Annotated in this window: 20 protein-coding genes, 1 other RNA gene and 1 other annotated feature; of the genes, 12 read left to right on the forward strand and 9 right to left on the reverse strand. The window is 47.2% G+C overall.

What is annotated here, in order from left to right; translation table 11 throughout:
• Positions 1 to 37: 37 nt before the first annotated feature.
• The 3 genes from dnaX to AB3Y96_RS16595 all read right to left on the reverse strand — a co-directional run bounded on the left by dnaX (position 38) and on the right by AB3Y96_RS16595 (position 3,506).
• Positions 38 to 2,041, reverse strand: coding sequence for a DNA polymerase III subunit gamma/tau (gene dnaX, locus AB3Y96_RS16585; RefSeq protein ID WP_367299739.1), 2,004 nt, complete (start codon positions 2,039 to 2,041; stop codon positions 38 to 40).
• Positions 641 to 705: a sequence feature (DnaX frameshifting element), on the reverse strand. It overlaps the preceding gene by 65 nt.
• 346 nt (positions 2,042 to 2,387) lie before the next feature.
• Positions 2,388 to 2,939, reverse strand: coding sequence for an adenine phosphoribosyltransferase (apt, locus tag AB3Y96_RS16590; RefSeq protein ID WP_072308581.1), 552 nt, complete (start codon positions 2,937 to 2,939; stop codon positions 2,388 to 2,390).
• 186 nt (positions 2,940 to 3,125) lie between these two features.
• Complete coding sequence (locus AB3Y96_RS16595) at positions 3,126 to 3,506, reverse strand: DUF454 family protein (RefSeq protein ID WP_367299740.1); 381 nt, start codon at positions 3,504 to 3,506, stop codon at positions 3,126 to 3,128.
• 130 nt (positions 3,507 to 3,636) lie between these two features.
• On the opposite strand from AB3Y96_RS16595, the gene priC reads away from it, so the two are divergent.
• The 4 genes from priC (at position 3,637) to AB3Y96_RS16615 (ending at position 6,912) form a co-directional block, all read left to right on the forward strand.
• Complete coding sequence (gene priC / locus AB3Y96_RS16600) at positions 3,637 to 4,179, forward strand: primosomal replication protein PriC (RefSeq protein WP_367299741.1); 543 nt, start codon at positions 3,637 to 3,639, stop codon at positions 4,177 to 4,179.
• A 180-nt stretch (positions 4,180 to 4,359) separates the two neighbouring features.
• Complete coding sequence (locus AB3Y96_RS16605; RefSeq protein ID WP_072308578.1) at positions 4,360 to 4,608, forward strand: GlsB/YeaQ/YmgE family stress response membrane protein; 249 nt, start codon at positions 4,360 to 4,362, stop codon at positions 4,606 to 4,608.
• 9 nt (positions 4,609 to 4,617) lie between these two features.
• A complete protein-coding gene (gene rsmS, locus AB3Y96_RS16610) occupies positions 4,618 to 4,797 on the forward strand; it encodes a pleiotropic regulatory protein RsmS (protein WP_072308577.1) in 180 nt (59 codons plus the stop codon).
• Between the two features lie 594 nt (positions 4,798 to 5,391).
• Positions 5,392 to 6,912: a diguanylate cyclase gene (locus AB3Y96_RS16615; protein ID WP_367299742.1), complete on the forward strand. Its 1,521-nt coding sequence runs from the start codon at positions 5,392 to 5,394 to the stop codon at positions 6,910 to 6,912.
• A 136-nt stretch (positions 6,913 to 7,048) separates the two neighbouring features.
• Here AB3Y96_RS16615 and mscK read toward each other — a convergent pair whose 3' ends face one another.
• The 3 genes from mscK to acrR form a co-directional block, all read right to left on the reverse strand.
• Positions 7,049 to 10,411 carry a mechanosensitive channel MscK gene (mscK, locus tag AB3Y96_RS16620; RefSeq protein WP_367300336.1) on the reverse strand — a complete coding sequence of 1,121 codons (3,363 nt, stop codon included), beginning with the start codon at positions 10,409 to 10,411 and terminating at the stop codon, positions 7,049 to 7,051.
• A 167-nt stretch (positions 10,412 to 10,578) separates the two neighbouring features.
• Positions 10,579 to 10,932: a DsrE/DsrF/TusD sulfur relay family protein gene (locus AB3Y96_RS16625; protein WP_025799943.1), complete on the reverse strand. Its 354-nt coding sequence runs from the start codon at positions 10,930 to 10,932 to the stop codon at positions 10,579 to 10,581.
• Positions 10,932 to 11,636, reverse strand: coding sequence for a multidrug efflux transporter transcriptional repressor AcrR (acrR, locus tag AB3Y96_RS16630; RefSeq protein ID WP_072308573.1), 705 nt, complete (start codon positions 11,634 to 11,636; stop codon positions 10,932 to 10,934). Before acrR ends, AB3Y96_RS16625 begins: the two co-directional genes overlap by 1 nt.
• 139 nt (positions 11,637 to 11,775) lie before the next feature.
• Here acrR and AB3Y96_RS16635 point away from each other — a divergent pair, with 139 nt between their 5' ends.
• The 6 genes from AB3Y96_RS16635 (at position 11,776) to AB3Y96_RS16660 (ending at position 17,840) form a co-directional block, all read left to right on the forward strand.
• Positions 11,776 to 12,966 (forward strand): efflux RND transporter periplasmic adaptor subunit, encoded by a 1,191-nt coding sequence (locus tag AB3Y96_RS16635; RefSeq protein WP_072308572.1) that lies wholly within the window; start codon positions 11,776 to 11,778, stop codon positions 12,964 to 12,966.
• A 45-nt stretch (positions 12,967 to 13,011) separates the two neighbouring features.
• Positions 13,012 to 16,164 carry an efflux RND transporter permease subunit gene (locus AB3Y96_RS16640; protein WP_367299743.1) on the forward strand — a complete coding sequence of 1,051 codons (3,153 nt, stop codon included), beginning with the start codon at positions 13,012 to 13,014 and terminating at the stop codon, positions 16,162 to 16,164.
• Positions 16,165 to 16,322: 158 nt separating this feature from the next.
• Positions 16,323 to 16,595, forward strand: a complete 273-nt coding sequence (locus AB3Y96_RS16645) for a type B 50S ribosomal protein L31 (RefSeq protein WP_072308570.1) — start codon at positions 16,323 to 16,325, stop codon at positions 16,593 to 16,595.
• Positions 16,595 to 16,735 (forward strand): type B 50S ribosomal protein L36, encoded by a 141-nt coding sequence (gene ykgO / locus AB3Y96_RS16650; RefSeq protein ID WP_004091741.1) that lies wholly within the window; start codon positions 16,595 to 16,597, stop codon positions 16,733 to 16,735. Before AB3Y96_RS16645 ends, ykgO begins: the two co-directional genes overlap by 1 nt.
• 513 nt (positions 16,736 to 17,248) lie before the next feature.
• A complete protein-coding gene (gene tomB / locus AB3Y96_RS16655) occupies positions 17,249 to 17,617 on the forward strand; it encodes an Hha toxicity modulator TomB (RefSeq protein ID WP_046457234.1) in 369 nt (122 codons plus the stop codon).
• A gap of 19 nt (positions 17,618 to 17,636) precedes the next feature.
• On the forward strand, positions 17,637 to 17,840 hold the full coding sequence (locus tag AB3Y96_RS16660; RefSeq protein ID WP_004091739.1) for an HHA domain-containing protein: 204 nt from the start codon (positions 17,637 to 17,639) through the stop codon (positions 17,838 to 17,840).
• A gap of 199 nt (positions 17,841 to 18,039) precedes the next feature.
• Here the strand turns inward: AB3Y96_RS16660 and AB3Y96_RS16665 are convergent, their stop codons facing one another.
• Positions 18,040 to 18,459 carry a lysozyme inhibitor LprI family protein gene (locus AB3Y96_RS16665; protein ID WP_367300337.1) on the reverse strand — a complete coding sequence of 140 codons (420 nt, stop codon included), beginning with the start codon at positions 18,457 to 18,459 and terminating at the stop codon, positions 18,040 to 18,042.
• 187 nt (positions 18,460 to 18,646) lie between these two features.
• Positions 18,647 to 18,743, reverse strand: an RNA gene (gene ffs, locus AB3Y96_RS16670) — signal recognition particle sRNA small type.
• A gap of 204 nt (positions 18,744 to 18,947) precedes the next feature.
• On the opposite strand from ffs, the gene AB3Y96_RS16675 reads away from it, so the two are divergent.
• Positions 18,948 to 19,286: an MGMT family protein gene (locus tag AB3Y96_RS16675; RefSeq protein ID WP_367299744.1), complete on the forward strand. Its 339-nt coding sequence runs from the start codon at positions 18,948 to 18,950 to the stop codon at positions 19,284 to 19,286.
• A gap of 53 nt (positions 19,287 to 19,339) precedes the next feature.
• Here the strand turns inward: AB3Y96_RS16675 and AB3Y96_RS16680 are convergent, their stop codons facing one another.
• Entirely contained in the window at positions 19,340 to 19,858 is a 519-nt protein-coding gene (locus tag AB3Y96_RS16680; RefSeq protein WP_367299745.1) for a YbaY family lipoprotein, read from the reverse strand.
• Between the two features lie 292 nt (positions 19,859 to 20,150).
• On the opposite strand from AB3Y96_RS16680, the gene tesB reads away from it, so the two are divergent.
• Entirely contained in the window at positions 20,151 to 21,011 is an 861-nt protein-coding gene (tesB, locus tag AB3Y96_RS16685) for an acyl-CoA thioesterase II (RefSeq protein ID WP_072308566.1), read from the forward strand.
• Positions 21,012 to 21,019: the final 8 nt, after the last annotated feature.

Below are 21,019 nucleotides of genomic sequence, written 5' to 3' on the forward strand. Positions count from 1 at the left end.
TGCGTGGGGCTGTGTCGGCCTCGTGCTGACACAGCGGTTAAACAGGGCGGATGCTCTCTTCATCCAGTTCGGCGTCAAAGAAACGTCGCAAAGTCTGGATGTTGCTATCCGCAGCAATGGACTGGCGAGCCTGCGCCAGTTTTTCTTCGTAAATCGCCTGCCGCCATTCCAGCGGCGTGAGTCGCTCTGGATTATCGTCTTCGATAATCGTCAGCTCAACCGGGCGACCATAATGTTCACTCAGCGCCTGAGACAAAGTCTGCTGCGCAGAAGCGGAGTTTAAATGACGTTGCGAAGAACGTAAATGCAGAAGCACTTTGCCCTCTTCTGCCGGTTCTCGAAACGCATTCAATGCCAGTTGCTGAACCAGTTTTGGCAGGCGTAGCTGATTTAACTCGGCTGCCCATTCATCACGGGTCAACGATTCCTCAGCCAGCTTGGCGGCCAGCTCAGGCGTTTTTTCATACTCTAGCGCGGTGCGCAACGCTTTCGGCGTAGCAATTTCTTCGCGTTTGACCTCTACCGCTTTGGTTTGTGCTTTCCAACGGTAGGCTTCTTTCTTAGACGGTTTCGCTTCTGCCGCGGCAGCTTGACGCTGCTGGCTGCGCTCCGTCACTGAGGCCAAACGCTCCAGTGCTGAGCTTGCCGGCCGCGCGGTTACAGGCGCTGCCGGCTCATTCTTTTTTGGGTCAGTTCCCCCACCCGCCTTTTGCCGTAGCTGACTTCGAGCCTGCAAAAGCTGGGCTGTGGCATCCGAAAGCCCGGCCGGTTTTGCCGCTGGCTGAGCCGGAGGCACGTTCTGCGGTTGGAACTGCCCCGCTGGCGGCATAGTGCTCTGATTCGGTGCTGCATTCTGTGCTGGCATATAACCTGACATCGCCGAATGAGCCCCGCCTTGTGCAGGCATGGTTGGCAACGCCGTTTGCGGCGCGGCAACAGGTTCAGCAATCACGGCTTTGGGATGAAACGCCAGCGCGCGTAGCAGCGTCATTTCTACGCCCATGCGACGATCTGGCGCATAGGTTAACTCTTTGCGCCCTGTCAGTAACACCTGATAAAACAGCTGCAAATCTGACGGCGGCAGCGTACGCGCCAATTCACGCAGGCGCTGCTCAACGGAAATATAGTGGCTGTCTAGCGCATTTGGCAGCAGTTGCAGCATCGCAATGCGGTGCAGCAGAGTCAGGGTTTCAATCAGCAGATTTTCCCAATCCACTCCGCGTGAAGCCGCCTGTTCAACCAGCGCCATGACTTTCTCGCCATCGGCATCCACCAGCGCTTCAATAATAGCAAGTGGCTGCTCGTCATCTAGGGTGCCGAGCATCTGACCAACGGTTTCTGCCGTGATTTGCCCCAGCCCCATCGCAATCGCCTGATCGGTGAGGCTTAGCGCGTCACGCATACTGCCTTCGGCGGCACGCGCCAATAGCTGCAATGCGCGCGGCTCGGCGGCAAATCCTTCCGCGGTGGAAATTTTTTCCAACTGGGTGCGGATCTGCTCAACGTCCAATGCCTTGAGATGAAACTGTAGGCAGCGAGACAAAATCGTTACCGGTAGTTTTTGAGGATCCGTCGTTGCCAGCAGGAATTTGACATGCGGAGGCGGCTCTTCCAGCGTTTTCAACAGCGCATTAAAGCTGTGGCGGGAAAGCATGTGTACTTCGTCGATCAGATAGACTTTGAAACGGCCACGCGCAGGCGCGTATTGAACGTTATCCAGCAGATCGCGGGTATCTTCAACTTTGGTGCGCGAAGCGGCGTCAATCTCGAGTAAATCAACAAAACGGCCCTGCTCAATTTCACGGCAATTATCACATACGCCACAAGGCGTTGAGGTGATGCCGGTTTCGCAGTTAAGCCCTTTCGCCAATAGGCGCGCGATGCTGGTTTTACCCACGCCGCGGGTGCCGGAAAACAGATAGGCGTGGTGAATACGCCCTAAAGAAAGGCCGTTTGCTAGCGCGGTCAGAACATGTTCCTGACCCACGACGTCAGAAAACGTTTGTGGACGCCACTTACGGGCAAGTACCTGATAGCTCATTGATACTCATCATTGATTTGTAAGGGGTAATTTCAGTATGACTGCAAAAACCGCGATGCTGATCGGGGTTATCATATACCGACCGGGGGCTCATTCTGTTCAACGAACTCGTTATATATGGCGTTAAACAGAAAGATCTCAACTTATGATTACGCTCAGCCGCATTATGACGAGCTATCTTTGTATTGTAACAGCAGCTTTATGTTGATTCCTAATTACTTTCGGCCCGGCGTGCGGCACGTTTTGGAGACCGCATACATATCGCAAATTTTACTGTCTACAAAATACAAAAGCCCCGTATAAACGGGGCTTTATTTCAGCGATTGTTGATGCTTGTCACCGATTATTAATGACCAGCAAAGTCAACGAGGCTATAGCAATTGATGCCTTGTGCCGTCAGGCGAGCTTCGCCGCCCAGCTCTGGCAAATCAATGATAAACGCGGCATCGGTCACCACGCCACCTAAACGACGGATCAGTTTCACCGTGGCTTCGATGGTGCCACCGGTAGCCAAAAGGTCGTCAATGACCAAAACGTTATCGCCTGGCTGGATAGCATCCTGATGGATTTCCAGCGTGTCGGTACCGTATTCCAGTTCGTAGCTTTCGCTTAACGTAGCACGAGGCAGCTTGCCCGGCTTACGCACAGGAACAAAGCCTACGCCCAGCGCCAGAGCCACAGGTGCTCCGAACAAGAAACCACGAGCTTCGGTGCCCACGACTTTGGTCACGCCGGTGTTACGATAGCGTTCAACAAGCAGGTCGATGCTCAGTGCATAGGCTTTTGGGTCTTCCAGCATGCTGGTGACATCGCGGAACAAAATCCCTGGTTTTGGATAGTCCGGGATAGTCTTAATGCTTTCTCTAAGGAATTCGATTTGTTGTGCTGTAGCGGTCATAAAATTGTTGCCTGATAAAACAGCGGGTCCGGGCTAACGCAAGCCACCTGAACTTCCCCCGATACATGGCCTGTAGTCTCAGACCTACGGTGTTCGGTATAGAGCAAAGGGACAGGGAGGTAACCCGCGCACGAAAACGCTCAAATCTATTGAAACTGGCGAGCAAATGCAACTGTAGAGTTCATTTCACGGTGTTTTTTCTTGCTCTGCATCAATTACCGGCAGGCGCCACATAAAGAAGAGCAGGCAGGCCAAAATCACCAGCAATAAAATTCGAACCCACCACATGTTCACCAACCACAACGAAAGCGCAAAGGTCAGAATAATAAAAATAATGGCCTTTGGCTTAGCTCTTGATGGCAAACCACGATGTTTTTGCCAGTGGCGTAAGTAGCTGCCAAACCAAGAGTTATACAATAACCAGCGGTGGAAACGCGGCGACGAACGAGAAAAACACCACGCCGCCACCAGCAGGAAAGGCGTGGTCGGTAATAAAGGCAAAATGGCGCCTAGGCAAGCCAGACCAAATGCGATCCAGCCCAAAACAATGAGTAATATGCGTTGCATGATGTCTCTTGCCCTACTCCCCACGACTCCATTACCATCTGATGTTACATGAGCATTGCACCGAAAGTCATGGGGGATAACTACCCCGCCCTCCTCTCTGAGCCCGATATTCACCGCTAAGGTACCTTTGATGTCAAGCCAACAGCTTTTACAGGTGTTAGAACAGCGCATCATCCAGCTGGAGCTTTCACTGAAAAACAGCGGTTATATACCGACCCGCCAACCACGTTTTGATCGTGCTCTTTTTGTCAGCGCCGAAACTGGGCTAAAAGATTATTTGCAAGAGCTGCGCGGTAATTTTGCAAAACTCACCGATGCCGTTAAGCGTAACCACCCACAGCAGGTCAGTTTTTTAGCTGAACGTTTAGTCGCTCAGATCGAAGCGCTACAGCGAGAGTTCGCCACCCAGCAGCTACGCCGCCAAGATGCTAAAAACCGGCGCTCGCCGCTGTCTATTCTGCAGCAAAAACTGGCAGAAAATCAGGGCTATGAACGGCGCTTAAATGACATGCTCTATGAACGAGAAAGCCAGCTTGGCCAGTGTCAAACGTTGCAACAACAACAAGGTATTCAGCAAGAATTAGTGGCCTTAGAAGGACGTTTAAGTCGCTGCCGCCAGGCGCTGAAAAAAATTGAAAAACAAATAGAACAAATGGAGCTCGGCTTTTCCTAAAATTCTGAAAATAACCCATTTATGCAGAAAGTCGTTCTATTCATCCTACAAACAAATAAAATGGTCTGGCCTTCATTGTGAGGGCTTATTTCTATCTATAATTATCAAAGCTTTCTTCTCTGATATCGCGCTCGATATCATCGGGGTTGGCGCTGAATGTTTGTTTGAGGGAGACGTATCATAGGCATTATTTCTTGGGTTATTCTTGGTCTTATTGTCGGTATTTTGGCTAAATGGTTCATGCCGGGTAAAGATGGCGGTGGTTTCTTCATGACCATTATTTTAGGTATTGCAGGCGCATTAGTCGGTGGCTACATCAGCTCATTCTTCGGAATGGGAAGCGTCACTGGTTTTAATTTCGCTAGCCTGATCATTTCAATTCTGGGTGCTATGCTGTTGTTGTTCATCTATCGCAAATTGAAAAACTAAGGAAAGGTTATGTCACTCGAGAAAGCAGCGCCTGAAGTGCAACTTGCCGTCGATTTGATCTATCTGCTGGAAAGCAACGATCTCGGTCCTGAAGTCGTGTTAGCAGCCTTAGAAATAGTAAAAAAAGACTATCAGGCTAAATTGTCGCTCAAAAAACACCAAACAATTTCGCCGCTCAGCAACGTATAGCATCTCGAGTCATATCTTAAGGAGCCAAATGGCTCCTTTTTTTCAAGAATAATCTGTATCGAATGTGTTTATTATAATTAATATATACTCTGGTTTGTTTTTATAAAATTCCTATTTACTTATACCATTAACACTTATTGGTTATATTATATTTATCATGCTAACCATAGTTAGAAATATCTGAATAGATTTATTTTATAACATTGGAAATAAAACTTCCTAATTATGTTTATTTTCTGGGAAAAAGTCATTCCATTACGTTAATTAATGGCGGAAGAGTCATTTCCTTAATACGTTAAATTGATTTCCCTCAAGATCATTTTATGATCGATGAAATATTATTATTCATGTTGATATACTCATTACTCCTATAAAGTTTTATTATAAATAATATATTATTTATGCCCAAAATAATTGGAGTTGCATCACGGCGGCAAGAGAACGAATCCCGATGAACTTACTCAAGTAAGTGGTTCGGGTGAGTGAACGTAGCCAACACAGATGCAACTTCAAGTATGAAGGGGATATTTTGGTAAAGGACTTACCTCCAGATAACTATTCTGGTTACTCAATGCAACATAAGCCTCTTAATTTATGATTTCTACTTTGCAAAAACCATGGTCAGTTAAAAAGCAGGTTCACTTAGCGATTCTCACGCTGGCTCTTCCACTGATCGTTCTCTATGTGTGGTTCTATCAGCACGTGAAGCAAGAGACGTATCATAATATCGATGAGACGCTAGCTTTCATCGCACATAATACGGCTATGCAGTCAGTTGATCGTCAAATTAAAGATATCAAAAATAGCGTCATTGCGCTTGCAACCCAAGCCTCGCCAAGTGAATCACGTATGTTCATTGATTCAGATGAGAGCAATCTAAAGAAAATTGTTTCCTATGCCATTAATGCTAATCGCCATTTTACCAACATTCTAGTGTGGGTCGATGGTGTCGGGTTTAACAGTATTCCTAAAATAGAGTCTCCCACATACGATCCTAAAGAACGCCCTTGGTTTCCTCGCGATACCCTAAAAAATAACTGGGTACGTTTCTCTATGCCCTATAGCGATGAGTTTACTCATCATAACGTGTTGACCATATCGAAAAACCTGAATGACGAACAAGGGGTTCGGTATGGCGCGTTATCGATGGATTTAGATTTGGCCGCAATGAGCCTGCCATTAAAAGAGATAGCCTTACCATTAAATGGAAAGTTGGCCGTAATCCATCATTCTGGGCAGATTGTCATGCACGCCAATCCTCAAGAAATTACCTTGCCTATTGCTCATCCAGAATGGTTGAAACAAATGAGTGATGCTGAAGGCTATTTTTATGACGAAAATTCAGGTATTCACGTTTATTACCATTCATTTACCAACCCCGACTGGCATCTTATTCTTACCGTAGAGGAGAATAAGATTGAGGCGTTGATTGCAGAGTCGACGCAACCGATGTTGATATTGGCGATTGTCACGGTGATGCTTTATATCACCGTGGCGGTACTTTGGAACACGAGCCTACAGCGGATGCTCAGTGAACTGCTGGCAACAATACGCAGTGGCAGCATGGACGAAAAAACATCCGATCTGGCTAGCGTCTATTCTGAAATTAAAAAACAGCACCGAGCCAGAGCCGAAGCCAATAAAGCCGCTATTGAAGACAGCCTGACGGGATTATTTAATCGCCGCTATTTTGATGAGCGTTTGCCCAGCCTGATTGAAAATAGAGTCCCGTTCTTTTTAGCCATGATTGATATTGATAATTTTAAACAAATCAACGATCGCTTTGGTCATCCGGTGGGCGATGAGGTTTTAAAATATATCGGCAAGGTCGGTCAGGAAATTGCGGGGCCTCAAGGATTGTTGTGTCGTTATGGCGGAGAGGAATTAGTGATGCTGATTTTGAACAGCGATGCTAGCAGCGTGGTGCACCTGCTTGATAAATGGCGCATCACCATTGAGCAGAAACAGTGGCACGAAGCAGGCTTACATGTCACCTTCAGCGGTGGACTTACGAAATGGAGTGGTGAAACCGCAGAGGAAATACTGAAAATTGCTGACGATTATTTATATACCGCTAAGCATAACGGGAAGAACACTATCGTGACGAAGGCTTAGCCCTTAAGCAGCAAAATACGGCGATATTTTCCACCTGCATGGAAGCTTACAACGTTTATTTAAGTCAGAACTCAGGGCTTAAACAAATACCGTAAGCTTCCATCGGGATTCAAATCACGCCATTACCACGACGTGATTACGCTAATGATTCATTACCTGCTTTGCCGTCCAGATCTTTTTTGATCACCTGAACTTCCTTACCTTCTTGGTTATGCAGATACACTTCCAGCTGATTAAACGCGATATTAATATCGTTTTCACGACATAGCTGATCGATTCGGCGGTTCAGCTCATCAACCGTATAGCTGCGATCGCGGAGTTCACGCACGTATAACCGCAGCTCATGATCTAATGTGCTCGCCCCAAACGCCAAGAAGAACACCTGGGGTTCGGGATCGTTCATCACGCGTGGGTTTTCTTTAGCCGCTTGCAGAAGAACCTGCTTCACTTTGTCCAGATCGGAACCATAAGCGACCCCCACTTTTATCAGTAAGCGGGTTGTAGTATCGGATAATGACCAGTTGATCAGCCGTTCTGTCACAAACGCCTTATTCGGAATAATCACTTCTTTACGGTCAAAATCGGTGATCGTGGTGGCGCGAATACGAATTCGGCTTACCGTTCCAGAGAAAGTCCCGATAGTAATGGTATCGCCAATGCGAATTGGGCGCTCAAAGAGGATGATGAGGCCAGAGATAAAGTTTCCGAAAATCTCCTGCAAACCAAAACCTAGACCAACCGATAATCCGGCAGCTAGGAACTGCAGCTTGTCCCATGACACCCCTAGCGAACCGAAGAAGATTATCGTCCCCACCACGATGATCAGATAGGTCAGAACCGTGGTGATGGCATAGGAAGAACCTTGGCGCATTTGAATACGCGAGAGCACCAGCACTTCAAGCAATCCCGGTAAGTTGCGCGTTAAGATATAGGCAATAACCACCGACACCAAAGCAAAGAGCACGCTGCCTAACGTCACGGCCTGTAAGGTCTGGTTTGCACCTGAACCGCTGCTGTAGTGCCACAGGGTGATGCTGTCGAGGTAGGAAATCACCGTAACCAAATCGGACCAAATCCAATACAAAACGCAGCCAAAGATGAGGAATAGCACCATCGTTGTCAGACGCAATGACTGGCTATTAATTTGATCAATCGCCAATGGCGGTTCTTCAACCGGCTCTGAGCCCTCCGCGCCTTCACGCGCGGTATTTTGCTGACGACGAGCCAAAGCGCGTCGGTAGGCTAAACGCCGTGCGGCAACGCTCAATCCACGGATAGCCGTCGCATAAATAATGGTCCATAGCACCATTAAATAGAGGCTATCGAGCCAACGCAGTCCTAGACTTAGCGTGGTATAGAGATAGCCGAACGCGGTAAGCACCATCAGCACCAGCGGCGTCATGGCTAACAGCGTCACCATAATGAGTCGTACGGTATGAGAGTTTTTCTCGCGCCATGCATCGCGACAGATAGGAAAAACAAAAGCGGTAATCAGTGCCAAGGTAATAAGCACTGCAACCTGACCAATCACATCTTCACTCAAGCGCAGCGGTGCTTTTTCGCCCAGCACACACCAGAAAATCAGCGGGATTAACGTAACCCCAACTCGGCGAGTCACGCGGCGATAGTGCGCGCATAGCAGCGGAGAAAGATTAAAATGTTTTTCCGATACCCCTTCCGGCGCTAGCAGGCGATATGTGGTGCTAATAACCATCCAGAACATGGCAAACTGCAACGACAGCGACCATATGAAGTTATTAATACTAATATCCGAGCGGTAGCACCAAAAACCCAGCGCCAGTATGAATAGCGTGCCGGGTAATCCTTTCACCATCAGCAGTCCAATGGCTTTTGGCGTATGCAGCTGTGTATCACGTTTCAGCTGGCCGACTTCGTTGCCAAGCTTTTCCAGCAGCTCATTAATTTTACGATAGCGCCAACGGAAAAGGCCGAAGAGGATCAGCAAGGGAATGAAAACGAACATGGAGCTTAGCGCGCCTTCAGCCAACGCCCCCGGCTTGAGGTCAAAGTGCAGCGAATTAGCCTGAACTTTTAGGGCATTAGGAAGGTCCATAAACCAATTGAGATTCATTGACTTATTGCTGCTGACCCAGAAAATTTGCTGGGTCAGCGTATGCTGAAGGTATTCATTTACACTCAGCAACTGCTGCTGATTGATCTGCAGGCTAATGGCTAAGGTTAACTGGCTGCCGAGCTGCTTATTGAGCTGATCCAACAGCTCGCGGCGAGCATCAACAATATCTTCTAGCGCGCTAACCACATCGTCAGACGGCTTATCCTTATTTTGACTAAGCAACTGGGTGACATAATCCGTTCCTTGGAATAGCGCATCTCGCTTTTCATTGATGTCGAACTGTTCCAAACGTAAGTCGGCAATCTGCGTAGCAACATCGTTAGTCAGTTTTTCCGTCGGCAGATTTTGTTGTTGCTGATAGAGAATGCGCGACAGCAGCAAACTGCCTTTCAGCACCGTTATCTGCTCTTTCAAATTGCGCTCTGCCTGTAGAGAGCGGTCTAGCCAGTTTTTGATACGGATATTTTCCTGAACCAGCGTATTCACGCCCTCGGTCGCTTCGATTAACCGCTTACTCAATTGGCGGTTAATATCGAGCTCGCGCCCAATAATAGGATCCTGCTGAATATCCTGAGTGGCGTCATCAGGGTTTTGCGCTTCCTGCGCCGTCTTTTCAGACTGGGTTAAGCGCTTGCCGTTTTCTACCTCGCGAACCAGTTGAACCATGTGTTCTAACTGATTGATTCTGGCATTGGCGTAATCACGCTGCTTTTGCAGGGAATCTTGTAATGCAGTGTTAGCCGACAAGCTTTGGCGCTGGTAGTCGAGGGACATGTTCAGCATCGCCATTTGCGTATTCAGCATGTTTTGCTGTGTTGGACGCATATTGCTGGGATCGGATAACGCGTTTCGGATTTGTTGTATCTGTTGTGACGTCGCCATCATGCTGCTTTGCGCACGCTCTGGCTGGGTCTGAAGAGAAATAAGCTGGCTATTAAAATTGGCTAAGTCTTCCTGCGCGCTTTGTAGGTCATCCAGCGTGCTGCCCATCCTGTTTTCTAGCTGGCGCAAAGAGAGCGTCGACAGCGACGAACGCGTGATGGCTTCGCTATCGGCCTGTTGAATAGATTCTAATCCGCTGAGCGCCTGATTTAGCTTGAGCGGAGCTTGTTGAATCTGCTGTTTAAGCTGCTGGCTTTCCTGCTTGATGCGGTCGATACCGTCGAGGTATTCGAGCGTTTTCATCAAATCCTGTTGCGAAAGCTTTTCTCCCGGCGACAGCGATTTCTGCTTACTTAAAGAATCTAACTGGTTCTGCACTTCAGCCCGCGTCGATATATCGCCGCTCAGTGCTAACGCATAATCAGGAACCAATAAAATAAGCACACTAATAATTAGTGAAATTAAATAAAACTGTGCGCGCCGAGTTAATTTAACAGAGCGTAACGTAATGCTGCCAGCCATCATGGGAAGAGATCGTTTAACGGGAAGAGTAGATTAGCGTAGCACGAAGATATTAAGACAATGAATAGGCAAAAGCCGAAAATGAAATCTATTTTTTATATAATAAATAAGGACGACATTTGTGTGGGAATTAATCCCTATCGTCCTCGTTAAGGTTCAATGCAAAATTAGAACGTAAGCACCTTGTCTGCGGCTAGCGTCCACTGAGCCAGCTCAACCAACGTCCCAATCTCAACCCCGTCAATCAACGGTAATGTGCTGATTCCACGGCCATCGGCGCAGGTTTTACACAGTTTAAAAGGCACCTGCTGAGCCGTCAGAATTTCAATCATCTGCTGGAGGTTATAGCCTTCATGGGGCTTTTGTCCGGCTAAACCCGATGTGACAGCATCAGACATCAAAAAGATTTTCAGCTCAATCTCGCCCTGCTGCTCTTTCATCGCAATAGCCAAGCGCAGCGCGTTAAACAATGATTCTTGGCCATAACCGGCCCCATTGGCGATCAAAACAATTTTCTGCATTAGGATTTCCCTCTGTTCAGCGGCGTCATCGCTACCGTATATGCCGGCGCTTCAAACGGCATGCTAACAGCGCCATGCAGGAGATGTTCGCTGTACTTGATCATGTCGATAAAGCTGTCGACCATAAATGAAGCTTCTTCTTTTAAATCAAAGCTTTCTGGTAAAAATAACCAGCTTTCCATTATACCCGTTATATACGAACGCATCATTACCGCTGTGCGCCGAGTATTAAGTTCGGCAGGCAACTGTTGACACTCAATACAGTTACGTAGCACATTTTCGATGCGCTCAAAATTTTCGAGGTACAAAATCTTGCGAATATCAGCTAAAGAACGCATCTCGCCGACAAATTCGCATTTATGAAATATAATTTCCATCAACGCTTTACGGCGTGGGTCATCGACGGTTGCGACTAAGATATAAATTAGGATTTCGCGTAAAATCCTAAGTGGATTATCTGGATACTTTGCTTGATACTCTATCTCTAAGTCACTGACTTTTGATTCGGTCAGGTTCCAGACTTCATTAAAAAGGTCTACTTTATTTTTAAAGTGCCAATAAATTGCGCCACGCGTCACACCAGCTGCGTTGGCAATATCCGTTAGAGAGGTAGCGGACACACCGCGTGCGGAAAACTCACATACTGCCGCTTCAAGTATTTGCAGTCGGGTTGCTTGAGCTTGCTCTTTGGTTTTTCGTGCCATGGCGTTATATTTTTAATGTGCTTTGATTTACATACATTCATGAATGTATGTACCATAACATGCAGTTTTAATTAGCGCAGCAATGGGTTTTCACAAATGAATCAATACCCATTTAACAATCGAACTCTTGAGGTTATCTATGAATAAAAACAGAGGGTTAACGCCTCTGGCGGCCGTGCTAATGTTTTCTGGTAGTTTACTTCTTACAGGATGTAACGACGAAAACGAGCAAAAAGGTCAGCAAAGCGCACCTGAGGTGGGTGTTGTGACGCTGAAAGCTGAGCCGTTGAACGTCACCACTGAGCTTCCTGGACGTACATCTGCATATCGCATCGCAGAAGTTCGCCCTCAGGTTGGCGGTATCATCCTTAAGCGTAACTTCGTGGAAGGCAGCGACATCCAGGCCGGTTCTTCCCTGTATCAAATCGATCCAGCAACTTATCAGGCCGCTTATGACAGCGCACGTGGCGATTTGGCCAAAGCTGAAGCCGCCGCAAATATCGCTCACCTGACAGTCAATCGCTATAAGACATTAGTCGGTACTAAGTACATCAGTCAGCAAGAATACGATACAGCTGTTGCCGACGCGCGTCAGGCGGATGCAGCCGTTACCGCAGCAAAAGCCGCGGTAGAAACTGCACGTATCAATCTGGCTTACACCAAAGTCACTTCGCCAATCAGCGGTCGTATTGGTAAATCCAGCGTGACCGAGGGGGCTTTAGTGACCTCTAATCAGGCTAATGCGCTGGCAACCGTTCAGCAACTTGACCCGATTTATGTCGACGTGACTCAGTCAAGCAATGACTTCCTGCGTTTAAAAGAAGAGCTGGCTAACGGCACTTTAGAGCAGGAAGGCGGTAAGGCTAAGGCTGAACTGGTGTTGGAAAATGGACAGGTTTACGCACAGAAAGGCTCTCTGGAGTTTTCTGACGTCACCGTTGATGAAAGCACTGGCTCAATCACTATTCGCGCCGTGTTCCCGAATCCTAAAGGCGATTTGTTGCCTGGCATGTTTGTGCGCGCTCGTCTGGATGAAGGGATCAAAAACAATGCGTTGCTCGTACCTCAGCAAGGCGTCACCCGTAATCCTCGCGGTGAAGCAACCGTCATGTTAGTCGGTGCCGACAACAAAGTTGAAAACCGTACCGTAACCGCAGCGCAAGCCATCGGTGATAAATGGTTAGTGACCGATGGTCTGAAATCCGGTGACAAAGTGATTGTGACTGGCTTGCAGAAAGTTCGTCCAGGTGTGCAAGTGAAAGTAGAAGAAGCTTCTGCAGGGAACGCTTCAACAAAAGATGCAGCGGCTAGCGAACCGAAGAAGTCTTAAGTGATGCTCGTTGCTGATACATTGATAAAAAGGAGCCAGTAATTCATGGCTAAGTTTTTTATAGATCGACCTATATTCGCCTGGGTTATCGCCATCATTATCATGCTGGCCGGTACGCTAGCGATTATGAAACTACCGGTGGCGCAATATCCAACGATTGCCCCTCCGGCGGTGTCGATCTCCGCAGTCTACCCTGGTGCTGATGCGCAGACGGTGCAGGACACGGTGACACAGATTATCGAACAGAACATGAACGGTATCGATAATCTGATGTACATGTCCTCTACCAGCGACTCATCGGGTAGCGTGTCGATCACGCTTACCTTCCAGTCTGGTACTGACCCGGATATCGCACAGGTTCAGGTGCAGAACAAATTGCAGCTAGCAACGCCGTTGCTGCCGCAAGAAGTTCAGCAACAAGGGATCAGCGTTGAGAAATCCAGTAGTAGCTTCCTGATGGTTGCTGGCTTTATTTCTGATGACGGAAGTATGTCTCAGGATGATATCGCCGACTACGTGGCTTCCAACATTAAAGATCCGATCAGCCGTTCCGAAGGGATTGGTGACGTACAGCTGTTTGGTGCTCAGTACGCGATGCGTATCTGGTTAGACCCAAATAAGCTGAACAACTACCAAATGACCCCTCTGGACGTGATCAACCAGATCAAAGTCCAGAACAACCAGATTGCAGCTGGCCAATTAGGTGGCGCTCCTCCGGTTCCTGGTCAGCAGTTGAACGCCTCAATCATTGCGCAAACGCGCTTACAGACACCGGAAGAATTCGGCAAGATCCTGATGAAGGTTCAAACCGATGGTTCTCGCGTGCTGCTGCGTGACGTAGCCAAGATTGAGCTAGGCGGCGAAAACTATAACGTTATCGCACGCTTTAACGGCAAACCTGCCGCAGGTCTGGGGATTAAACTGGCAACCGGTGCTAATGCACTGGATGCCGCTGAAGGGGTTAAAAAAGAGCTGGCTAAGTTGCAGCCGTTCTTCCCTGCCAGCATGAAGGTTGTTTATCCATACGACACCACGCCGTTCGTTAAGATTTCCATCAACGAAGTTGTGAAAACGTTGTTGGAAGCTATCGTGCTGGTGTTCTTGGTTATGTATCTGTTCTTACAGAACATTCGTGCAACCTTGATCCCAACCATCGCGGTTCCTGTGGTTCTGCTAGGGACGTTTGCTGTTCTATCCGCCTTTGGCTATTCGATAAACACCCTAACCATGTTTGGTATGGTGCTCGCGATAGGCCTCTTGGTGGATGACGCCATCGTTGTGGTGGAAAACGTTGAGCGTGTTATGGCCGAAGAGGGCCTACCACCAAAAGAAGCAACGCGTAAATCCATGGAGCAGATTCAGGGCGCCTTGGTGGGGATTGCGATGGTACTGTCCGCAGTATTTATCCCAATGGCATTCTTCGGTGGTTCAACCGGTGCGATTTATCGTCAGTTCTCCATCACTATCGTTTCCGCGATGGTGCTGTCAGTACTGGTAGCAATGATCCTGACACCGGCTCTGTGTGCCACCATGCTTAAACCGATCGAAAAAGGCAGCCATGGTAAAACCACCGGCTTCTTTGGTTGGTTTAACAACATGTTCGATAAGAGCACCGAGCACTATACGAATTCCGTTGCTGGCATTCTGCGTGGTACCGGTCGTTATCTGCTGATTTACCTGATTATCGTTGTCGGTATGGGTCTGTTGTTTGTCCGTATGCCAACGTCATTCTTACCGGATGAAGATCAGGGTATTGCTCTGACCATGGTTCAGTTACCGTCTGGTGCAACGCAAGAACGTACCAACAAGGTTCTGGCGCAAGTCACTGATTATTTCTTGGATAAAGAAAAAGCCAACGTTCAATCCGTCTTTACCGTGAGTGGCTTCGGCTTCAGCGGTCAAGGTCAGAACAACGGCTTGGCCTTCGTCAGCTTGAAACCTTGGGATGAACGTACCGGTGCAGATAACAAGGTTCCAGCCATTATCGCCCGCGCGACTGGCGCATTCAGTAAGATTAAAGATGGCTTGGTGTTCCCATTCAACCTGCCAGCAATTATCGAACTGGGTACGGCTACCGGCTTTGACTTTGAACTTATCGATCAGGCTGGCCTCGGCCACGAAAAACTGACCGAAGCACGTAATCAGCTGTTAGGCATGGCCGCACAGCATCCAGACACCGTGGTTCGTGTACGTCCAAACGGTTTGGAAGATACGCCGCAGTTCAAGATCATTGTCGATCAGGAAAAAGCACAGGCGTTAGGCGTTTCGATTTCAGACATCAACCAAACGCTGTCTACCGCGTTGGGTGGTACTTATGTGAACGACTTCATCGACCGTGGTCGTGTGAAGAAAGTTTACGTACAGGCTGATGCGCCATATCGTATGCTGCCAAACGATATCAATAACTACTATGTCCGTGGTGATTCAGGACAAATGGTACCGTTCTCAGCGTTCTCATCATCAAAATGGGAATATGGTTCTCCGCGTCTGGAACGATATAACGGCCTGCCATCCATGGAAATCCTTGGGGAAGCTGCACCGGGTAAAAGTACCGGTGAAGCAATGGCTCTGATGGAAGATTTGGTGACCAAGCTGCCTACCGGTATCGGTTTTGACTGGACAGGAATGTCCTATCAGGAACGCCTATCAGGTAACCAAGCTCCGGCGCTGTATGCCATCTCGCTCATCGTGGTCTTCCTATGCTTGGCTGCATTGTATGAAAGCTGGTCAATTCCGTTCTCCGTTATGCTCGTGGTTCCATTGGGCGTTATCGGTGCACTGTTGGCAGCAACGATGCGTGGTATGAACAACGACGTTTACTTCCAAGTAGGCTTGTTGACGACCATCGGACTTTCGGCCAAGAACGCCATACTTATCGTCGAGTTTGCTAAAGACTTGATGGATAAAGAAGGTAAAGGGCTGATTGAAGCGACGTTAGAAGCGGTACGCATGCGTCTACGTCCAATTCTGATGACGTCTCTGGCGTTTATGCTGGGTGTTCTGCCATTGGCTATCAGCTCCGGTGCCGGTTCTGGTGCACAGAATGCGGTAGGTACAGGCGTAATGGGCGGTATGGTTACTGCAACTATTCTGGCCATCTTCTTCGTACCGATGTTCTTTGTGGTCGTTCGCCGTCGCTTTAACAAAGGCGGTGAAGACATTGAACATAGCCATCCCGTTGACCATCAGGTGAAATAATTTATCTCCTGCTCAAAAGGCCGCATATGCGGCCTTTTTTATTGCCCTTCTCGACCATTTCTCACCAGTTTAAAAATCCTGTTCAACAATCCGCTTGCATCGGCAAAAAATGCGCCGCATAATAATTGTTATGTTATAACATAAATAAAGAGTGAGAAATGAAAGCCAATATCCATCCAAACTACCGCACCGTGGTTTTCCACGACACAACCGCAGATGCTTATTACAAAATCGGTTCAACAATCCAATCCGATCGCACTATCGAATTGGATGGGGTTAGCTATCCGTATGTCACGCTAGAGGTCTCTTCCGCTTCCCATCCTTATTACACGGGTAAGCAGAAAGAGTTTTCTAAAGAAGGCAGCGCAGCTAAATTCCAGCAACGTTTCGGTCACTTTATGACGAAGAAAAAACCTGTAGAGGTTAACTAATGCAAGTCTTAAGCTCATTACGATCCGCAAAAAAACGCCACCCTGACTGCAAAATTGTAAAACGTCATGGCCGCATATTTGTTATCTGCAAGTCGAATCCACGCTTCAAAGCCGTACAGGGAGGAAAGAAAAAACGCTGAATATGTCTGTTTTTACTCACCACAGCCCCACATCGTGGGGCTGCTCCCGCCTCTTCATCACACTGCTCTCTTTACCCTGCCTTATGCCTAGTCTTACTTCCAACATATTGAAAAAAAAAGAATCAGCGCTCTAGGACTTAGTTCTCACACCAAGACTCATAAACTCTGCGTAATAAAAAGTAAAATTCACTTGGTTAGGTACCTATTTGTGCAATAATCATAGAGAGATAATTATTTTCAAGTCATTACCCGATGTTTAATTAGTTAAATGCCTTTAGAATCGCAAGGTAATTTGTTTTAGAGTTGTCTGAAAAGCGTTTAAAAAACACGCAAAACGCCTTAATTAAATACTTATTAACACAAATTATCGCCAATCTAGATGTGCTTTTGCTATGATGTTGCGGCCTTTAGTAATGCTTATGGTTGTAAACTGCTTTTGACGTTTATTGTTGTGGCTTCACGGCAACATAGACTAATTCGTTGAGACAACGTTGAGCAAGGTGGAGGCATGATATGGATGAATACACGTCTTATCAGCACGATATAACAGAGCTGAAATACCTCTGCAATATGCTGTATAATCAGGGAATGGAAGTTCTGAGTGATAGCCATCATGGCTGGGTTAATGACCCAACTGCTGTAGCTAATCTGCAACTAAATGAATTAAACGAACATATCGCAACGTTTGGTTTAACGTTCAAGATTAAGTATCCAAAGAGTTCAGAATTAACTGAAATATTAGATGAGTATCTTGACGAAACTTATAGTCTGTTTAGTAATTACAGCATAAATGAACCAGAACTTAAAAAATGGCTTAAAGCAAAAGGCCGTATTTTGCGTTATTTAGCGGGTGAAAAACCAGCATCCGCGTTGAATTTTTAACCTTCGAACAGGAGTTTTTATGACTAAAATTGATTACCTTATGCGTTTACGCAAGTGCACAACGCTAGACACCCTAGAGCGCGTAATTGAAAAAAACAAATACGAACTCTCCGACGATGAGCTAGAAACATTCTACTCAGCCGCCGACCATCGTTTGGCCGAACTTACCATGAACAAACTGTACGATAAGATCCCTGCTGAAGTTTGGAAGTATGTACGTTAATTAGTTAATCTAAGTTGTCACTTAAGAAATTACCTTTATTTATTACTTAACGATTAATAAACACTTTTATCAATTGGATTAATCACCAATGGTTTTCCATTTGTATTTTTGCACCTTACATTAGGTGCTACTGTTTCAGCAGCCAGAAAGAAAAACAGTAAAGGCCAATGACGTATATATACGCTGGCCTTTACTTGCTCTATTCACCTGATAAATCCGTACTACGCCGCAATCTATCTAGGTCAATAGCCTTTTCTTTAATCACATTTAGCTTGGTTTCAGCCGCGACAAGGCCCCATACAGTCCCCTGCTCTTGTTGATAAAACGCATTTATCGCTAGAAAGTAATCATCTTTGTATTTAACCCACCCTCTTTGCGCGATTTTTAGTTTTGCCTGTGCAACTTCGGATTGATCTTTGAGTAATGATTTATACTGTTTATTTAACTCAGCATCCCACGCTTTCATCGCAGTCTGATAACAGTCAGAAATATCTTGTGTCGCAGAAGCCGCATTTTTACAGAGCGCCAAAGCAGCATCGATATCTTTGCCCAAAGGCGTTTTGGCATGTACTGATAGACTGCATGAAAACAACACTATCGCCAGTAACCCTTTCTTCATCACGATAACCTCATTAATTCACCCAATAGAAAGAATATATACAACTTCTCTCGCACTTGCGTATTACCGTTGTGGCAAAACGATGATGATTAGGCAATACAACGGGTTTGAGAATAGGTCAGTAACAGATGAAAGAACCGAAAGGTTTTAAAGCTAAGATAATTACAGAGGTATAAATGGGTGGAGGCCCTGCCAGCTACATCCCGGCACACACGTCGCCTGCTGCGGCTGCTTCCTTCCGGATCTGACCGAGTTCACAAGTTAGCGTTGCGGGAGAACCAACAGGGCCTCCATTGATGAGCGACTGAATTTGCTACTGCATAACGTCATGCATAACTTCAGTGCGGGGGCATTATCAGTGATGCCTCCGCGAAATGCAAGGCTAAGGCTGTCGAACGTCGTTTTATTAAACAATCATTCAATCCATCAGCCCCTTATGGCAAACTGAGCCCATATTCCGAGCCACTAACTTTGAACTTCAACGTCTTATGCCAAAAGATAGCCCATCGATACCTGAAGATAATTTTCGCCAACGTGTTTTGATGTCAATTCACGCTATCCCCTTTGGCAAGGTAGCGACATATGGACAAATAGCTCGCCTTGCGGGCTCCTCACGTGCGGCACGGCAGGTTGGTGGTATTTTACGCAAGCTCCCCCAGGGTTCCTCGATTCCTTGGTATCGCGTTGTCAATCGCAGCGGCAACATCTCTCTGATTGGCCCTGATTACGTACGTCAGCGTACCGCCTTGCAAGATGAAGGCGTCACCTTCAACGCTAGCGGCGTTATCGATTTGGCTCTTTACGGATGGGATCCGTCGCAGCTATAAAAAAACCTGCCACAATGGGCAGGTTTTCTATATCGCCATCGCCTAAACGAATATTAGAAAGGTGATGCTCCCTCAACCTTCTTTTTTTCGCTCAACACGGTGGCTGCACCATCAGCAGAAACAGGCACCAAGACCAGATCTTTCTGCGTGCCAGCGTTGTTATTCACCACTTCATTCAGGGTATCGGTGATGAAGACTAAACGACCGTCGACTTTAATTGCCGCGCTCAGGTTAATACGCTGGTTTGGCTGAATATCCTGAGGATTGAACGGCAGAACAAAGTTATAAGGTGGCTGTTTGCCATCGGTGCGGAACACTTTCTGTGACAACACACGAGCAGGCGCATCCGCCAGAGAAACATCGGCTAAAGTGACCGTAACTTCCGCATTCGGTGGCAGAGCGATGCGCTGACGAATATTCACGCTACCGCGTACCGCTGGGCCGCTAATCTGCGATGCATCTGCAGTCACTTGATTACCCGGAGCCGGCGTTGGAACATCAGCGGCATTTGAAGAACAGCCAGCAACCGTTGCGGTCATCAGTACACCACCTACAATTTTCCAGAGTTTCATAAGTTCGGTCTCCTTCCTTTTATTTTTGTTATCGGATGCCAATCTACAAAAGCACATTGAGCAACCGATACGAGCCTCTTAAAATAGTTTCTTAAACTACGATACTTGATAAGCATGGCACAAAGCGCTGAGTTTTCCAGTTTTATCTACTTTACATTAACATTTTCAGATAATTGAACCCTAGAAACGATGGCACCCCCTTAAATAGTTTTGTGATAAGTTCTGCCATAATTGATAATGCAATTGGGGTTTTCGCTCCTGTTTTCAACACTGGTTAATTAGGATCTCACTCATGAGTCAGGCATTAAAAAATTTACTCGATCTGTTAGATCTGGAAAAAATCGAAGAAGGGATCTATCGCGGGCAGAGTGAAGATCTTGGCTTACGTCAGGTTTTTGGCGGTCAGGTGGTTGGTCAAGCGCTCTATGCCGCGAAACAAACGGTGCCTTTAGAACGCAATATTCACTCCTTTCACAGCTATTTCCTCCGCCCCGGCGATAGCAGCCAGCCGATAATCTATGACGTTGAAAATCTGCGTGACGGCAATAGTTTCAGCGCGCGCAGGGTAAAGGCGGTGCAGCACGGTAAACCTATTTTCTACATGACGGCATCTTTCCAGACTGCAGAAGACGGTTTCGAACACCAAAACGTGATGCCCGATGTACCCGCGCCGGAATCATTAAAATCTGAGTCTGAAATTGCCAGTAGCATGGCGCACCTTATCCCTGAAGCCGTACGTGAAAAATTTACCTGTGAAAAACCGCTTGAGATGCGTCCGGTAAGTTTCCATAACCCTTTGATGGGCAAAGTAGAAGAGCCAATCCGTAACGTTTGGTTCAAAGCCAATGGCGAAATGCCTGACGACCCACGTATTCATCAGTACTTGCTGGGTTACGCGTCTGATTTCAACTTCCTACCAACCGCCTTACAGCCACACGGTAAAGGGTTCTTAGAGCCTGGCATGCAGGTCGCAACGATTGACCATTCGATGTGGTTCCATCGCCCGTTCCGCTTGGATGAGTGGCTACTTTATGCGGTCGAGAGCACCTCAGCGTCTGGCGCTCGCGGTTTTGTGCGTGGACAATTCTATAACCGAGCCGGTGAGCTGATTGCGTCTACGGTGCAGGAAGGCGTAATCCGCCAGCGTTCGTAAAAACGAGC

The organism is Hafnia alvei (genome assembly GCF_964063325.1).
Lineage (GTDB): Bacteria > Pseudomonadota > Gammaproteobacteria > Enterobacterales > Enterobacteriaceae > Hafnia > Hafnia alvei_B.

Excerpts from the sequence above, each read along its gene's own strand:
- AB3Y96_RS16635 (WP_072308572.1), top strand. The coding sequence starts at position 11,776 with ATGAATAAAAACAGAGGGTTAACGCCTCTGGCGGCCGTGCTAATGTTT.
- AB3Y96_RS16625 (WP_025799943.1), bottom strand. The coding sequence starts at position 10,932 with ATGCAGAAAATTGTTTTGATCGCCAATGGGGCCGGTTATGGCCAAGAA.
- tomB (WP_046457234.1), top strand. The coding sequence starts at position 17,249 with ATGGATGAATACACGTCTTATCAGCACGATATAACAGAGCTGAAATAC.
- AB3Y96_RS16640 (WP_367299743.1), top strand. The coding sequence starts at position 13,012 with ATGGCTAAGTTTTTTATAGATCGACCTATATTCGCCTGGGTTATCGCC.
- ykgO (WP_004091741.1), top strand. The coding sequence starts at position 16,595 with ATGCAAGTCTTAAGCTCATTACGATCCGCAAAAAAACGCCACCCTGAC.
- rsmS (WP_072308577.1), top strand. The coding sequence starts at position 4,618 with ATGTCACTCGAGAAAGCAGCGCCTGAAGTGCAACTTGCCGTCGATTTG.
- mscK (WP_367300336.1), bottom strand. The coding sequence starts at position 10,411 with ATGGCTGGCAGCATTACGTTACGCTCTGTTAAATTAACTCGGCGCGCA.
- AB3Y96_RS16665 (WP_367300337.1), bottom strand. The coding sequence starts at position 18,459 with ATGAAGAAAGGGTTACTGGCGATAGTGTTGTTTTCATGCAGTCTATCA.
- AB3Y96_RS16645 (WP_072308570.1), top strand. The coding sequence starts at position 16,323 with ATGAAAGCCAATATCCATCCAAACTACCGCACCGTGGTTTTCCACGAC.
- AB3Y96_RS16615 (WP_367299742.1), top strand. The coding sequence starts at position 5,392 with ATGATTTCTACTTTGCAAAAACCATGGTCAGTTAAAAAGCAGGTTCAC.
- AB3Y96_RS16680 (WP_367299745.1), bottom strand. The coding sequence starts at position 19,858 with ATGAAACTCTGGAAAATTGTAGGTGGTGTACTGATGACCGCAACGGTT.
- AB3Y96_RS16595 (WP_367299740.1), bottom strand. The coding sequence starts at position 3,506 with ATGCAACGCATATTACTCATTGTTTTGGGCTGGATCGCATTTGGTCTG.
- AB3Y96_RS16660 (WP_004091739.1), top strand. The coding sequence starts at position 17,637 with ATGACTAAAATTGATTACCTTATGCGTTTACGCAAGTGCACAACGCTA.
- apt (WP_072308581.1), bottom strand. The coding sequence starts at position 2,939 with ATGACCGCTACAGCACAACAAATCGAATTCCTTAGAGAAAGCATTAAG.
- tesB (WP_072308566.1), top strand. The coding sequence starts at position 20,151 with ATGAGTCAGGCATTAAAAAATTTACTCGATCTGTTAGATCTGGAAAAA.
- priC (WP_367299741.1), top strand. The coding sequence starts at position 3,637 with ATGTCAAGCCAACAGCTTTTACAGGTGTTAGAACAGCGCATCATCCAG.
- AB3Y96_RS16675 (WP_367299744.1), top strand. The coding sequence starts at position 18,948 with ATGCCAAAAGATAGCCCATCGATACCTGAAGATAATTTTCGCCAACGT.
- dnaX (WP_367299739.1), bottom strand. The coding sequence starts at position 2,041 with ATGAGCTATCAGGTACTTGCCCGTAAGTGGCGTCCACAAACGTTTTCT.
- acrR (WP_072308573.1), bottom strand. The coding sequence starts at position 11,636 with ATGGCACGAAAAACCAAAGAGCAAGCTCAAGCAACCCGACTGCAAATA.